We start from the raw sequence: 13,994 nt of genomic DNA, 5'->3' as shown, positions 1-13,994 counted from the left end.
TGTCAAACAAAACAGATGAACCGAAAAAGGTAGTGTCAGTTTGGTTTCTCTCGCTGCGCCAGATGCTAATCTTTGCGCGTTCGCCCGCCTTCTGCGACGAAACGTCGCGCTTACAAGGAGCTTCACTCGACAAAACGGCCACGCATTGCGTGCAAAGGCCGAGGAGGAGAGCGCCTGGCGAACACAGACCAATAACTGGGGGAAACACCAATGAACACTAGCACTGCGGCCGGCGTTACTGCTGCGCAGCCTGCGTTCCTGTCCAAGGAGCGCATCATCGCCAAGCCCGGTTTCAACCGCTGGCTGGTTCCGCCGGCCGCCCTTGCCATCCACTTGTGCATCGGCATGGCCTACGGCTTCTCGGTGTTCTGGCTGCCACTGTCCAAGGCGCTGGGTGTGACCGCGCCGGTGGTTTGTGCGCCGGACATGAGCTTTATCGCGCAGATCTTCTCGTCGTCCTGCGACTGGCCGATCTCCATGCTGGGCTGGATCTACACCCTGTTCTTCATCTTCCTGGGCTGCTCGGCAGCGATCTGGGGCGGCTGGCTGGAACACGCGGGGCCGCGCAAGGCGGGTGTGGTCTCGGCACTGTGCTGGTGTGGTGGCCTGCTGATCTCGGCGCTGGGGATTTATACCCACCAGATCTGGCTGATGTGGCTCGGCTCCGGGGTCATCGGCGGTATTGGCCTGGGCCTGGGCTATATCTCGCCGGTCTCGACCCTGATCAAGTGGTTCCCGGACAAGCGCGGCATGGCCACCGGCATGGCGATCATGGGCTTTGGCGGCGGGGCGATGGTCGGTGCGCCGCTGGCGGCAGCGCTGATGGGCCACTTTGCCTCGCCGACCGGCGTGGGCGTGTGGCAGAGCTTTTTGGTAATGGCCGCGATCTACTTCGTGTTCATGATCGGCGGTGCCTTGTCCTACCGCGTGCCACCGACCGGCTGGAAGCCTGAGGGCTGGACCGCGCCGGCGAAAAAAGCCAGCAACGCGATGATCACCCACCGTCACGTGCACGTGAACGTGGCCTGGAAAACCCCGCAATTTCGCCTGGTCTGGCTGGTGCTGTGCCTGAACGTATCGGCCGGTATCGGCATCCTCGGCATGGCGTCGCCGCTGTTGCAGGAAGTGTTTGGCGGCAAGCTGCTGGGCGTGGACGTGCCATTTGGTCAACTGGATGCCGGGCAACTGGCCTCCATCGCCGCCATCGCGGCGGGTTTCACCGGGCTGCTGAGCCTGTTCAACATTGGTGGGCGGTTCTTCTGGGCGTCGTTTTCCGACTACCTGGGCCGTAAGAACACCTACTTCGTGTTCTTCGCCCTGGGCTTTGCCCTGTATGCGCTGATCCCGAACCTCGGCCACCTGGGCAACGTCTCGCTGTTCGTGGCGGCGTTCTGCATCATCCTGTCGATGTACGGCGGCGGCTTCGCGACCGTACCGGCCTACCTGGCGGACCTGTTCGGCACGCAAATGGTCGGCGCGATCCACGGTCGCCTGCTCACCGCCTGGGCGGCGGCCGGCGTGCTGGGCCCGGTGTTGGTGAACTACTTGCGTGAGTATCAGTTGAGCATCGGCGTCGAACGCGCCGCGGCCTATGACATCACCTTGTACATCCTCGCCGGCCTGCTGGTGCTGGGCTTTATCTGCAACCTGCTGGTACGCCCGGTGGCCGACAAGTACTTCATGACCGACGCCGAACTGGCTGCCGAACAGGCCCTGGGCCATGACAAGGGCGCCGATGCCAGCACTTCCCTGGAGTGGAAAGCAGCCTCTGGCACCGTGCCATTGGCCATTGCTGCCTGGCTGGTTGTAGGTATCCCGCTGGCGTGGGGCGTGTGGGTGACCTTGCAGAAGACTGCAGTGCTATTCCACTGATGTAAAAACCTGTAGGAGCCGGCTTGCCGGCGATGGCGTCAGTGAGGTCGATGCTGATCTTGCGAATGCTTCGCCGGCAAGCCGGCTCCTACAAGGGTTGTTGCGTGCTTGTCGGGGGTTGTATGCACATGTCTATCCCCGACAGGCCGTCAGTCTTATCCCCTTCGATGTTTCTGTTTAGCGCCCGCAGCCCCTATAATGGCCACCTTTTTCGCCCAATGATTTTGCGGAGCTGGTGATGGCCGAACGTAAGGCGTCCGTCGAGCGCGACACTCTGGAAACCCAGATCAAAGCCTCGATCAACCTGGATGGCACCGGAAAGGCCCGATTTGATATCGGTGTCCCTTTTCTTGAGCACATGCTGGATCAAATCGCCCGTCATGGGCTGATCGACCTGGATATCGTCAGCAAGGGCGACCTGCATATCGACGACCACCACACCGTGGAGGATGTCGGCATCACCCTCGGCCAGGCGTTTGCCAAGGCCATCGGCGACAAAAAAGGCATTCGCCGTTACGGCCACGCCTATGTCCCGCTGGATGAGGCGCTGTCGCGTGTGGTCATCGACTTTTCGGGCCGCCCAGGCCTGCAGATGCACGTGCCCTACACCCGCGCCACCGTGGGCGGCTTTGATGTGGACCTGTTCCAGGAGTTCTTCCAGGGCTTCGTCAACCACGCCCTGGTCAGCCTGCACATCGACAACCTGCGCGGCACCAACACCCACCACCAGATCGAAACCGTGTTCAAGGCTTTCGGCCGCGCCCTGCGCATGGCGGTGGAGCTGGATGACCGCATGGCCGGGCAAATGCCGTCGACCAAGGGCGTTCTGTAATGCAGACGGTCGCGGTTATCGACTACGGCATGGGCAACCTGCATTCGGTGGCCAAGGCCCTCGAACACGTCGGCGCCGGCAAGGTGCTGATCACCAGCGATGCGCAGGTGATCCGCGAAGCCGACCGTGTGGTGTTCCCCGGTGTGGGCGCGATTCGCGATTGCATGGCCGAAATCCGCCGCCTGGGCTTTGACAGCCTGGTGCGCGAAGTCAGCCAGGACCGGCCGTTCCTCGGGATCTGCGTGGGCATGCAAGCCTTGCTCGACCGCAGTGAAGAGAACGGCGGCGTCGACTGCATCGGCCTGTTCCCGGGGGATGTGAAGTTCTTCGGCAAGGACCTGCACGAAGACGGCGAACACCTGAAAGTCCCGCACATGGGCTGGAACGAAGTGCGCCGCACCGTCGATCACCCGTTGTGGCACGACATCCCGGACATGGCGCGTTTCTACTTCGTACACAGCTACTACATTGCCGCCGGTAACCCGCGCCAGGTGGTGGGTGGCGGGCACTACGGCGTCGATTTCGCCGCAGCCCTGGCCGAAGGCTCGCGCTTTGCCGTGCAGTTCCACCCGGAGAAAAGCCATACCCATGGCCTGCAGTTGCTGCAGAACTTCGCCAGCTGGGACGGGCGCTGGTAATGGCCAAGAAGATCAAGCCGCCGATCCTCAACCTCACTCCCCAGCAAGAGAGTGAGGCGACCGACAAGATCAAGCGTTTCATGGAAGACCGCTTCGAGCTCCGTCTCGGGTCGTTCGAGGTGGCTGAGATCCTCGAACTGTTCACCACTGAAATTGCTCCGCACTATTACAACAGGGCGATTTTCGATGTGCAGACGCACCTTAAAGAAAGGTTCGAAAGCATCGAAAGCGACTTGTGGGCGCTCGAAAAACCCTGATTTTCCGAGCAATGCTGAATATCGAATAAGGTTTGCCAGATGCTGATTATCCCCGCTATCGATCTCAAGGACGGCGCTTGCGTACGTCTGCGCCAGGGCCGCATGGAAGATTCCACGGTGTTCTCCGATGACCCGGTGAGCATGGCTGCCAAGTGGGTGGAGGGCGGCTGCCGTCGCCTGCATCTGGTGGACTTGAACGGCGCCTTCGAAGGCCAGCCGGTCAATGGCGAAGTGGTGACGGCCATCGCCAAGCGCTACCCGAACCTGCCGATCCAGATCGGTGGCGGTATCCGCTCCCTGGAAACCATCGAGCACTACGTCAAGGCGGGCGTGAGCTACGTGATCATCGGCACCAAGGCCGTGAAAGACCCGGCCTTCGTCGCCGAGGCCTGCCGCGCGTTCCCGGGCAAGGTCATCGTGGGCCTGGACGCCAAGGATGGTTTCGTCGCTACAGACGGCTGGGCGCAAATCAGCACCGTGCAGGTAATCGACCTGGCCAAGCAGTTCGAAGCCGACGGTGTGTCCGCCATCGTTTATACCGACATCGCCAAAGACGGCATGATGCAGGGCTGCAACGTACCGTTTACCGCGGCGCTGGCCGCCGCCACCAAAATCCCGGTGATCGCTTCCGGTGGCATCCACAACCTGGGCGATATCAAGTCGCTGCTGGACGCCAAGGCGCCGGGGATCATTGGCGCCATCACTGGCCGCGCGATCTACGAAGGCACCCTGGACGTCGCCGAAGCCCAGGCTTACTGCGATGCCTACAAAGGCTGAGGACTGACCATGGCGCTGGCCAAACGCATCATCCCTTGCCTGGACGTCGACAACGGTCGGGTGGTCAAGGGCGTCAAGTTCGAGAACATCCGTGACGCCGGCGACCCGGTGGAAATCGCCCGTCGCTACGACGAGCAGGGTGCCGACGAGATTACCTTTCTCGACATCACCGCCAGCGTCGACGGCCGCGACACCACGCTCCATACCGTGGAGCGCATGGCCAGCCAGGTGTTTATCCCGCTGACCGTGGGCGGTGGTGTGCGCACCGTGCAAGACATCCGCAACCTGCTTAACGCGGGTGCAGACAAGGTTTCGATCAACACTGCGGCGGTGTTCAACCCGGAGTTTGTCGGCGAGGCCGCGCAGCATTTCGGTTCACAATGCATCGTCGTCGCCATCGACGCCAAGAAAGTCTCAGGCCCCGGTGAAACCCCGCGTTGGGAGATCTTCACCCACGGCGGGCGCAAGCCTACCGGCCTGGATGCGGTGGAGTGGGCGATGAAGATGGAAGGCCTGGGCGCCGGTGAAATTTTGCTGACCAGCATGGACCAGGACGGCATGAAAAATGGCTTCGACCTGGGCGTGACCCGCGCCATCAGCGATGCGCTGGGTATTCCAGTGATTGCGTCCGGTGGGGTGGGCAACCTGCAACACCTGGCCGACGGCGTTATCGAAGGCCACGCCAGTGCGGTGTTGGCGGCGAGCATTTTCCACTTTGGCGAATACACCGTTCCCGAGGCCAAGGCCTACATGGCTGCACGCGGCATCGTCGTACGCTAAACGCCACTGGACACCATGACAGGCTCGCGGCACTCTGGGGCCTGCCATGGATTCCGGTAACCCTACATGTTCAAAGACCTGCTGCTTGCCCTCGCCAGTTCTTCCATTCTGTTGGCGGGCTCGGCCAACGCCGCCGAGCCTTCCGGCACCTCCCTGGTGCTGCTGACGGAAAACTTTCCGCCTTACAACATGGCGAAAAACGGCAAGAATTTTGCCAAGGACGAGAACATCGAAGGCATTGCGGTGGACATTGTCCGCGAGACCTTCAAGCAGGCCGGCATTTCCTACAACCTCACGTTGCGCTTCCCCTGGGAGCGGATCTATAAACTCGCCCTGGAACAGCCAGGCTACGGCGTATTCGTGATGGCGCGCCTGCCGGACCGCGAAGCGTTGTTCAAGTGGGTCGGCCCCATCGGCCCGGATGACTGGGTGCTGCTGGCCAGGGCCGACAGCAGCATCCAACTGACCGACCTTGAGCACGCCCGCACCTACAAGATCGGTGCCTATAAAGGCGATGCCATTGCCCAGACCCTGGAAAAACGCGGGCTCAAGCCGATTATCGTGCTGCGCGACCAGGACAATGCGCAAAAGCTCATGGAGGGGCAGATCGACCTCTGGGCCACCGGCGACCCCGCCGGGCGGTATCTGGCGCGCCAGGTCGGTGTTTCCGGGCTCAAGACGGTGCTGCGCTTCAACAGCGCCCAGCTGTATCTGGCACTGAACAAGGACGTGCCGGATGAGGTGGTGGCCAAACTGCAGGCGGCGCTGGACCAGCTACGTAAGGAAGGCGTGGTCGATCAGATCATGGCGCGCTATCTCTAGCGGTTCATGAGGCAGGCGCTGGCAACGGCTTGCAAGTGACCGCGCATTCACGGGCCGGTGGGTATTCGCTCCAATACACACTGTCACCGTCGGTGTAGCTGATGCTAGTTGACACTTGCGTACCGTTTTCCCGCAGCAGCTTGTAATTGCTTTGCACCAGATAGACGGCTACCGCCTTGTGCGCGGGAACTGTGGCGTTGACTTCAAAAGTGGTCGAGCTGGTCCACCCTTCGGAGGACGTTTGCGTGTGCGTGAGGCTGCCGCTGAGTTTTGCCGAGACCTTGCCCGAAGCGCCCCACACGTTGAAACCCCATTCAGTGCCAATTTCGATGGCCGTGGTGTCGGTCAGTGTCTTGAGGCTACTGCCGTTCTGCCCTCGCGTAGCGGTCCATTTGAAGGTCTGGTTCAGCGAGCTGTTGTTATGACCAAACCCGACCAATATGTATTTGTCCGATCGTTCCAGTCGGTAAGTGGGGGACGTACGCAGTTGTTGGAGGGGCGACAGATTGGGGTCCGTGACGGTAAACCAGGCCAGTTTTGCGATATAGGTCACTTCGGCCTTTTCGAAAGGCGAAGGCTGTCTCTCGCTTGCAAGTGCTGGCGCCGGAGGCGGGGCCTTGGCCTGCAGGGGGATCTGCATGCGCAATGAATAAGCTGCAATGTGTACCGAGGGTTTGGTATAGCTGGCGACTCCGACAAAGGTTCCTGCCGACAGGTACACCTCGCCTGCCGCCGCCCCTGGAGGGCTGATGCCCCAGGCGCTGAAGTCCAGCCGGGCGGGGCTGCGCTTGTTGTTCCAGATCGGGTCGCTGATGTATGAGGCAATCACCAGATCCGCTCGAACGCACCGGATCGTGTTGAGTGAGGGCTTTTCGTAGCCGTCAGTGGCCACCAGTCCCATTGCTACATAGCCGGTGGGTGGAAGCGGGCGCCAGATGGCCCCGTTCGAATGGGCACTGGAGCCTTTGTCATCCCACACTTTTTCGAACTCGATGGGTGGCATGAGTGCGTTGCCTTTACTGCGCTCTTCTTCGGTTAGTGCAGGGGCCTCCGATACCACAGCGACCGTGGCTTTATGGTTGATACCGTCGTGTCCGGCAATCGCATGGTCGCCGAGCGGAAAATAGTCGGTGAGGAAGTCGGCGGACGGTACCGGGCGCCAAAAACTGACGGGTGCTGCGTTGGGTGAACCCTTGTTGTCCCAGAGTCGACTGAACTCCGTTGTGAAATTAATGAGCAGATTGCCAAATTTTATCGATTCCATTCGTGGGGCTCCGGTTGTTAGCGAGGCTTTATGAAGTCAACCCGTAGGGTTGAGGGTTGGTCGGCCTGATCACAGGCATAGGTGCAGACTTTGACAGGCTTGTTATTTACAAAAAGGATCTTGGTGAGGTGGTCCTCTGGCCCGCTGACCGCGTCATCGAGTGGGCGAAACAGAGCGATGGGTTCTGGGCGGTTTGCGGGCCAATAGGGTCGTTGATATAGGCGTTGCGGGCGTCGATAGGCGCGCTGTCAGGGCCAGAATGTCAGCGCCATCGGCGGGCGCGGCCTCAGCCAGTTTCAAGGGCGTGATCCCATCGTCAATCAGGCTTGCCAGCGAGGTGTGCAGCTCGACGATGGCCAGGTCCACCCCTTGGCTGCTGCTCCACTTGAGGGTTTTGAGTGGATAAGCCTTGATGGTTTCCAGGGTGTCGTCGAAATAGTTGAAGTTGACGCTGCCCTTGATCGGCAGATCCTCATGCACCAGACCGCCGAGACGATGCAGACAATGGCTGCTGGTCACCACATAGGCCGGACCGGATTTTCCGTGCGCATTGCGCGTATCCAGCAGGCTGGCGGTACACAGGGCCTGGCTTTGGTGCTGTTGCCGGTTATTGTGCAGAAGCCTGGGCGCAGCGATGAGGGCTGTGTAAAGGGTGCTGGGCAACAGCCCAGAGAGAAGGTGTCGAGAGGGGGTCATGATCATCCTGATAGTTGAGTGTTGTCCGCTCACTATTCAGGTGTTCACGTGCGGCGGTGCGGTAGCTATCTAGCGGTAGATGCCATTTTTGCCGTGGCCACTCATGGCCTGGTTGCTGCGCACACTGATCATCAGCTTGATATCAATCCACTCGACGCCCTGGGCCTTGAGCTTGGGCAGCTCGCGCTCCAGCACCGCCAGGGTCTGTGGGTATGGGTGGCCGATCATCACTGCCGAACCCTGTTTGTGCGCCAGCTTGATAGCCGTCTGCAACTGCGTGGTGATGGCCGCTTCGGTGCGTTCGTCATCCAGAAATACATCCCGCGAGACGTGGGCCAGGTTGATCTTCTGTGCCTCGGCGGCGGCCACGGTCTTGGCGCTGGTGCGGCTGTCGACGAAAAACTTGTGCCGGCGCTGCAACTCGCCCATCAACCACGCCATGGCGCCAGGCTCAGCGGTCATGCGGCTGCCCATATGGTTGTTGATGCCGGCGGTGTAGGGCACGGCCTTGAACGCTGCATCCAGGCGCTTGCCCAGTTCTTCGACAGGCAGCTCGGGGTGCCAGGCGAACGGGCCGGTGGCCGGGTCCATGGGCATGTGCAGGATCACGATCTTGCCGGCGCGATGGGCTTCGCGGGCGAACTCGGCGGCGTGCGGGGTATCGGGCATGATCGCCGCCGTCACCGGGCCGGGCAGGGCCAGCACGCGACGATCCCTGGGCAGGTTTTGCCCAAGGTCGTCGATGATCAGGGTCAGGTAGGCTTTGTGGGGCTGGTCGGCAGGAGTCGCTTGGGCGACTCCTGCCAGGCTGCACAACAGAGCGAGGATGAGCGCAAAACGCATATCAACGGCTGCGCGTAATGCTCAGGCCCTTGAGCAGGCTCAACGCCTGGGCCAGTTGGTAGTCGTCGTCCTGTGGCATCGGCTTGGCTTTCGGTCCGCTGCCGCTTGGCTGGTCGGCGCCGCCGTTGCCATTGCCCAGGTGACCTTGCAGGTCGGCTTCCTTGAAGTATTCGTTGTCGCTCTCGTTGGTGATCTTGGCCCGACGCACCTCGATATCCGGCACGATGCCCTGGGCCTGGATCGAACGACCATTAGGCGTGTAGTACAGCGCCGTGGTGATCTTCAGCGCACGCTCGTTGTTCAGCGGCAGCACGGTTTGCACCGAGCCCTTGCCGAAGCTGGTGGTGCCCATCAGTACACCGCGTTTCTGGTCTTGCAGGGCGCCGGCGACGATTTCCGAGGCCGAGGCGCTGCCGCCGTTGATCAGCACCGCCAGCGGGACGTTTTCGCTGAGGTCCTTGCCGGTGGCCGAGAAGCGCAGTTCGGAGTTGGCGATGCGGCCCTTGGTGTAGACGATCAAGCCTTTGGTGATGAAGTGGTCGACCACTTCCACTGCCGATTGCAGCACGCCGCCGGGGTTGTTGCGCAGGTCCAGGACAATGCCGTTGAGCTTCTTGCCGTTGTCCTTGCGCAGCTTGGCCAGGGCCTTGGCCACTTCGTCGCCGGTCTTGACCTGGAACTGGGTGATGCGGATGTAGCCGTAACCCGATTCCAGCAACTGGCTCTTCACGCTCTTGACCACGATGGTGGCGCGGGTCAGGGTCACGTCAAACGGGCTGCCGCCGTCACGCACCAGGGTCAGGGTGATTTTCTGGCCGACCTTGCCGCGCATCTTGTCGACGGCTTCGGTCATGGTCTGGCCACGGGTCGGCTGGCCATTGATCTTGACGATCAGGTCGCCGGCCTGGATGCCGGCCTTGGACGCCGGGGTGTCATCGATTGGCGATACCACCTTGATGATGCCGTCCTCGGCGCCGACCTCGATGCCCAGGCCACCGAATTCGCCGCTGGTGCTTTCCTGCAGCTCGGCGAAATCTTCCGGGCCCAGGTAGGCAGAGTGCGGGTCGAGGTTGCTGAGCATGCCTTTGATGGCATTTTCCAGCAGGGTCTTGTCGTCCACAGGTTCGACATAGGCTGCCTTGATCCGGTCCATGACCTCGGCAAAGGTGCGCAATTCGTCCAGCGGCAGCGGTGCCTTGGTGGTCGCTGCCGTGGCTGACGGGGCGGTCTGGTCGGCGAATGCCATAGGCGCGCCGATCACCAGGGCGATCGTCAGGGCCAGCGAAGTGAGGCGGGACAAATGCAGCATGTCGAACGAACTCCTAATGTAGGTGCGGCCTATCCTTGGGCGCGACACCATTGTGCAGGGTCGCTCGGGCGGCCCTGCTGACGAATAGCGAAGTACAGCGCCGGGGTGTCCTGGCCGCCACTGTTACCGACAGTGGAGATGGATTCACCGGCTTTTACAACATCACCTGCGGCCTTGAGTAACGTCTGATTGTGGCCGTAAAGGCTCAAATAGCCATTGCCGTGGTCAAGAATCACCAGCAAACCGGCGCCGCGCAGCCAATCGGCGAACACCACGCGCCCGCCGTGCACGGCATGCACCTGGCTGCCCGCAGAGGCGCTGATCATCACGCCATCCCACTTGGTGCGGGTGTCATCGCCACGGGTTTCACCAAAGCGTGCCAGTAGTCGACCATCAACTGGCCATGGAAGTTTGCCTCGGGCAGTAGCAAAAGGCCCGCCAAACGATTCACCGGCGCTGGAAACCAGTGGGCCGGGGGCTGCACGCGCCGGTTTACGCGGGGCGTCGCTGGCGAGCGCCTCGGCTTCACGCTGGCGCTGTTTTTCTGCTTCCTGCTGGGCGATCAGCGCTTTCTGCCGCGCTTGTTCGGCTTCGCGGGCCTGGCGTGCCAGGGTTTCCTCGATGGTTTTCAGTACTTTGGCCAGGTCGGCCTGGTCCTGCTGGCGCGCCTGCAATTTGGCATCACGGGCTTTTACGTCACTGTTGAGCTTGGCCAGGGCCTGCTGGCGCTCCTTGCGCACCTTGTCCAGCTCGTCGCGCTGGGTGTCGAGGCTGCTTTTCTGGGCCAGTAACTGGCTTTGCTGATCGGCGATTTCCCTCTCGACGTTGGCCAACTGGCGCAGGGTCTCGTTGAAGCTCTTGAGTTGCTCCAGGCGCGCGGTGCTCAGGTAGTCGTAGTAGGTCAGGGTGCGGGCGAATTTTTCCGGGTTCTGCTGGTTGAGCAGCAGCTTGAGGTACTCCTGGCGGCCGTTCTGGTAGGCGGCACGGGCCTGGATTGCGATCAGGCGTTGCTGTTCAACGCGCGCGCTCTGGAGTTTTTTTTTCTCACCGTCGAGTCGCTCCAGTTCCGACTCGCTCTTCTTTAGTTCTTTTTGCAGCTCCTGGACCTGCTTCTCCAGCTTGCCCATTTCGGTTTCCGTGCCGCGCAGGTCTTTCTGCACCCCGGATTTTTCTTCCTGGAGCTTGCCGAGCAGTTTCTTCAGCTCGGTAATGTCCTGACGCGTAGCGTCCAACTGTTGTTGGGTTTGCGCACGCTCGTCGGCCAAGGCCGGTTGGAGCACGCAGACAAGAGCAAGGGTAATCAAGGCGCGAAGCATAGAGGCGGGCGACACCAGGGAAAGGGACGGCCTAGTATGCCCGCCCCACGCTGCAAAAAAAACGCCCAATGGGTAAGTTAGCTGCCATACGGCAGGGTATGGCTAAACGCCACCCTCAAAAACACCTCTAACTCACTGTAGGAGCTGGCTTGCCAGCGATGGGGGCCTTGAACCTTGTGGTGATCAATCAGGCGCCATCGCCGGCAAGCCGGCTCCTACAGGGTGTTTTGGTTTAGACCAGAATCGAGGTGCCGGTCATTTCGGCAGGCTTCTTGAGCCCCATCAGCATGAGCATGGTCGGCGCCACGTCTGCCAGCACGCCGCCTTCGCGCACTTTGAAGTCGCGCTTGCCGACATATATGAACGGCACCGGCTCGGTGGTGTGGGCGGTGTGGGCCTGGCCGGTGGACTCGTCGGACATCTGCTCGCAGTTGCCGTGGTCGGCGGTGATCAGTGCTTCGCCGCCGACCTTTTCCAGGGCGTCGACGATCCGGCCTACGCACAGGTCCAGGCATTCCACGGCCTTGACCGCGGCTTGCAGGTTGCCACTGTGGCCGACCATGTCGCCGTTGGCGTAGTTGACCACGATCACGTCATAACGCTGGTGTTCGATGGCGTCGACGATCTTGTCGGTAACTTCCGGTGCGCTCATTTCCGGTTGCAGGTCGTAGGTGGCGACTTTCGGCGACGGGATCAGGATGCGCTCTTCGCCGGGGAACGGTTCTTCACGCCCGCCGGAGAAGAAGAAGGTGACGTGGGCGTATTTCTCGGTTTCGGCGATACGCAGTTGGGTCTTGCCGTTTTTCGCCAGGTAATCACCCAGCACGTTTTCCAGGCTGCCCGGGGCGAAGGCCGATGGGGCCGGGATGTTGGCGGCGTATTGGGTCAGCATCACGAACTCGACTTTCGGCTGGCGCGCGCGCTCGAAGTCTTTGAAACCCTCATCGACGAACACATGGCTCAGTTCGCGGGCACGGTCGGCGCGAAAGTTCATGAACACCACGGCGTCGCCATCTTCGACCTTCACCGGCTCGCCGATGGTGGTGGCCTTGACGAACTCATCGCTCTCGCCACGGGCGTAGGCGGCTTCCAGGCCTTGCTGGGCGGTGGCTGCGTTGAATTCGGCGTTGCCGTCGACGATCAGGTTGTAGGCCTGGGACACACGGTCCCAGCGGTTGTCGCGGTCCATGGCAAAGTAGCGGCCAACCAGGCTGGCGATGCGGCCCTTGCCGAGGGCGGCGAAGGTCGCGTCCAGCAGTTCGATAGACGATTGCGCGCTTTTGGGCGGGGTGTCGCGGCCATCAAGGAAGGCGTGCAGGTAGATCTTCTCGGCGCCACGCTTGTAGGCCAGTTCGGCCATGGCCACCAGGTGGTCCTGGTGGCTGTGCACGCCACCGTCGGACAGCAGGCCCATGAAATGCACGGCCTTGCCGGCGGCGACGGCTTTATCCACCGCGGCGCAGATGGTCGGGTTCTCGAAGAACTCGCCATCGCGGATGGCTTTGGTCACGCGGGTGAAGTCCTGATATACCACTCGTCCGGCGCCCAGGTTCATATGGCCGACTTCAGAGTTGCCCATCTGGCCGTCCGGCAGGCCGACGTCCATGCCCGATCCGGAGATCAGGCCATTGGGTACGCTGGCGCACAGGCGGTCCAGTACGGGCTTGTTCGCCGCGAATACGGCGTTGTCGTGGTGGTTTTCACTGTGACCGAAGCCATCGAGAATCATCAGGACCAAAGGTTTAGGCGTGGTAGTCATAGATCCTCTCGCGGCGGTATTAAAGGAAGGCGATTGAAAAGGGAGTGGCAGTTTAAAGCGAAGTTCCGATGCCGTCACCGCTTTACGGGGGTTGGCCCCCCATGGCGGCTGTGTATACTTACCGCCATTTTAACGCCCTGGAACCTCCTTGATGGTTGATCACCTGATTGCATTTGCTACCTCTCACTATCTGCTGGTCGGTGCCTTCGTTGTACTGCTGGCGCTGCTGATTGCTCATGAAGTGAGCCGTGGCGGCCGTAGCCTCAGCACCGCCGAGCTGACCGCGCTGGTCAACAAGGACCAGGCCGTTGTCGTCGACATCCGTCCGGCCAAGGACTTTGCCGCCGGCCATATCGTTGGCGCGCTGAATATCCCCCAGGACAAGCTGATCGCCCGCATCGCCGAGCTGGAAAAGCACAAGGCCAAGACCATTATCCTGGTCGACGCCCAGGGCCAGCACTCCGGTGGCCATGCCCGCGAAATGATGAAGAGCGGTTTCACCGCCGCCAAGCTGTCGGGTGGTATCTCCAGCTGGCGCGCCGATAACCTGCCGTTGGTGAAGTGATATGAGCCAGGTTGTCGTTTATTCCAGCGATTATTGCCCCTATTGCATGCGAGCCAAGCAGTTGCTCCAGAGCAAACAGGTTGCCTTCGAAGAGATCAAGGTCGATGGCAAGCCTGCGGTGCGTGCCGAGATGACCCAGAAGGCGGGGCGCACCTCTGTGCCGCAAATCTGGATCGGTACCAAGCATATCGGTGGATGCGACGACCTGTTCGCCCTGGAGCGCGCCGGTAAACTCGACGCGCTGCTTCACGTCTGACTCCAAAA

Annotated in this window: 15 protein-coding genes; 9 read left to right on the top strand and 6 right to left on the bottom strand. The window is 61.3% G+C overall.

The window, feature by feature from the left end; translation table 11 throughout:
* Positions 1-210 precede the first annotated feature (210 nt).
* The 7 genes from AC19YY_RS10915 (at position 211) to AC19YY_RS10885 (ending at position 5,978) form a co-directional block, all read left to right on the top strand.
* On the top strand, positions 211-1,872 hold the full coding sequence (locus tag AC19YY_RS10915) for an OFA family MFS transporter (protein WP_500604162.1): 1,662 nt from the start codon (positions 211-213) through the stop codon (positions 1,870-1,872).
* A gap of 238 nt (positions 1,873-2,110) precedes the next feature.
* On the top strand, positions 2,111-2,704 hold the full coding sequence (hisB, locus tag AC19YY_RS10910; RefSeq protein WP_003218037.1) for an imidazoleglycerol-phosphate dehydratase HisB: 594 nt from the start codon (positions 2,111-2,113) through the stop codon (positions 2,702-2,704).
* Complete coding sequence (hisH, locus tag AC19YY_RS10905; RefSeq protein WP_169955641.1) at positions 2,704-3,342, top strand: imidazole glycerol phosphate synthase subunit HisH; 639 nt, start codon at positions 2,704-2,706, stop codon at positions 3,340-3,342. Before hisB ends, hisH begins: the two co-directional genes overlap by 1 nt.
* Positions 3,342-3,599, top strand: a complete 258-nt coding sequence (locus AC19YY_RS10900) for a DUF2164 domain-containing protein (protein WP_029295898.1) — start codon at positions 3,342-3,344, stop codon at positions 3,597-3,599. The genes hisH and AC19YY_RS10900 overlap by 1 nt, the downstream gene beginning before the upstream one ends.
* Positions 3,600-3,638: 39 nt before the next feature.
* Positions 3,639-4,376, top strand: a complete 738-nt coding sequence (gene hisA, locus AC19YY_RS10895) for a 1-(5-phosphoribosyl)-5-[(5-phosphoribosylamino)methylideneamino]imidazole-4-carboxamide isomerase (RefSeq protein ID WP_038445290.1) — start codon at positions 3,639-3,641, stop codon at positions 4,374-4,376.
* A 9-nt stretch (positions 4,377-4,385) separates the two neighbouring features.
* Positions 4,386-5,156 (top strand): imidazole glycerol phosphate synthase subunit HisF, encoded by a 771-nt coding sequence (gene hisF, locus AC19YY_RS10890; RefSeq protein ID WP_003171107.1) that lies wholly within the window; start codon positions 4,386-4,388, stop codon positions 5,154-5,156.
* A gap of 66 nt (positions 5,157-5,222) precedes the next feature.
* Positions 5,223-5,978, top strand: coding sequence for a substrate-binding periplasmic protein (locus tag AC19YY_RS10885; RefSeq protein WP_169955643.1), 756 nt, complete (start codon positions 5,223-5,225; stop codon positions 5,976-5,978).
* Between the two features lie 4 nt (positions 5,979-5,982).
* Here the strand turns inward: AC19YY_RS10885 and AC19YY_RS10880 are convergent, their stop codons facing one another.
* The 6 genes from AC19YY_RS10880 to gpmI all read right to left on the bottom strand — a co-directional run bounded on the left by AC19YY_RS10880 (position 5,983) and on the right by gpmI (position 13,165).
* Positions 5,983-7,242, bottom strand: coding sequence for a Vps62-related protein (locus AC19YY_RS10880; protein WP_500604161.1), 1,260 nt, complete (start codon positions 7,240-7,242; stop codon positions 5,983-5,985).
* Positions 7,243-7,395: 153 nt separating this feature from the next.
* Entirely contained in the window at positions 7,396-7,938 is a 543-nt protein-coding gene (locus AC19YY_RS10875; protein ID WP_178121770.1) for a hypothetical protein, read from the bottom strand.
* Positions 7,939-8,007: 69 nt separating this feature from the next.
* A complete protein-coding gene (locus AC19YY_RS10870; protein ID WP_169955645.1) occupies positions 8,008-8,781 on the bottom strand; it encodes a divergent polysaccharide deacetylase family protein in 774 nt (257 codons plus the stop codon).
* 1 nt (position 8,782) lies between these two features.
* Positions 8,783-10,090 (bottom strand): S41 family peptidase, encoded by a 1,308-nt coding sequence (locus tag AC19YY_RS10865; RefSeq protein ID WP_169955646.1) that lies wholly within the window; start codon positions 10,088-10,090, stop codon positions 8,783-8,785.
* Between the two features lie 29 nt (positions 10,091-10,119).
* Entirely contained in the window at positions 10,120-11,406 is a 1,287-nt protein-coding gene (locus AC19YY_RS10860) for a murein hydrolase activator EnvC family protein (RefSeq protein ID WP_169955647.1), read from the bottom strand.
* A gap of 232 nt (positions 11,407-11,638) precedes the next feature.
* Positions 11,639-13,165, bottom strand: coding sequence for a 2,3-bisphosphoglycerate-independent phosphoglycerate mutase (gene gpmI / locus AC19YY_RS10855; RefSeq protein ID WP_169955648.1), 1,527 nt, complete (start codon positions 13,163-13,165; stop codon positions 11,639-11,641).
* Between the two features lie 151 nt (positions 13,166-13,316).
* Between gpmI and AC19YY_RS10850 the strand changes: the two genes are divergently transcribed.
* Positions 13,317-13,730 (top strand): rhodanese-like domain-containing protein, encoded by a 414-nt coding sequence (locus AC19YY_RS10850; RefSeq protein WP_029295907.1) that lies wholly within the window; start codon positions 13,317-13,319, stop codon positions 13,728-13,730.
* Between the two features lies 1 nt (position 13,731).
* On the top strand, positions 13,732-13,986 hold the full coding sequence (grxC, locus tag AC19YY_RS10845; protein ID WP_500604160.1) for a glutaredoxin 3: 255 nt from the start codon (positions 13,732-13,734) through the stop codon (positions 13,984-13,986).
* The last annotated feature ends 8 nt before the right edge of the window (positions 13,987-13,994 follow it).

This window comes from Pseudomonas sp. MF09156 (assembly GCF_059862305.1).
Note: the sequence above shows the minus strand (reverse complement) of the source record. Positions and strands in the feature narration are given on the sequence as shown.

Excerpts from the sequence above, each read along its gene's own strand:
- hisF (WP_003171107.1), top strand. The coding sequence starts at position 4,386 with ATGGCGCTGGCCAAACGCATCATCCCTTGCCTGGACGTCGACAACGGT.
- hisA (WP_038445290.1), top strand. The coding sequence starts at position 3,639 with ATGCTGATTATCCCCGCTATCGATCTCAAGGACGGCGCTTGCGTACGT.
- AC19YY_RS10870 (WP_169955645.1), bottom strand. The coding sequence starts at position 8,781 with ATGCGTTTTGCGCTCATCCTCGCTCTGTTGTGCAGCCTGGCAGGAGTC.
- hisB (WP_003218037.1), top strand. The coding sequence starts at position 2,111 with ATGGCCGAACGTAAGGCGTCCGTCGAGCGCGACACTCTGGAAACCCAG.
- AC19YY_RS10850 (WP_029295907.1), top strand. The coding sequence starts at position 13,317 with ATGGTTGATCACCTGATTGCATTTGCTACCTCTCACTATCTGCTGGTC.
- grxC (WP_500604160.1), top strand. The coding sequence starts at position 13,732 with ATGAGCCAGGTTGTCGTTTATTCCAGCGATTATTGCCCCTATTGCATG.
- AC19YY_RS10865 (WP_169955646.1), bottom strand. The coding sequence starts at position 10,090 with ATGCTGCATTTGTCCCGCCTCACTTCGCTGGCCCTGACGATCGCCCTG.
- AC19YY_RS10885 (WP_169955643.1), top strand. The coding sequence starts at position 5,223 with ATGTTCAAAGACCTGCTGCTTGCCCTCGCCAGTTCTTCCATTCTGTTG.
- AC19YY_RS10875 (WP_178121770.1), bottom strand. The coding sequence starts at position 7,938 with ATGACCCCCTCTCGACACCTTCTCTCTGGGCTGTTGCCCAGCACCCTT.
- hisH (WP_169955641.1), top strand. The coding sequence starts at position 2,704 with ATGCAGACGGTCGCGGTTATCGACTACGGCATGGGCAACCTGCATTCG.
- gpmI (WP_169955648.1), bottom strand. The coding sequence starts at position 13,165 with ATGACTACCACGCCTAAACCTTTGGTCCTGATGATTCTCGATGGCTTC.
- AC19YY_RS10860 (WP_169955647.1), bottom strand. The coding sequence starts at position 11,406 with ATGCTTCGCGCCTTGATTACCCTTGCTCTTGTCTGCGTGCTCCAACCG.
- AC19YY_RS10880 (WP_500604161.1), bottom strand. The coding sequence starts at position 7,242 with ATGGAATCGATAAAATTTGGCAATCTGCTCATTAATTTCACAACGGAG.
- AC19YY_RS10915 (WP_500604162.1), top strand. The coding sequence starts at position 211 with ATGAACACTAGCACTGCGGCCGGCGTTACTGCTGCGCAGCCTGCGTTC.
- AC19YY_RS10900 (WP_029295898.1), top strand. The coding sequence starts at position 3,342 with ATGGCCAAGAAGATCAAGCCGCCGATCCTCAACCTCACTCCCCAGCAA.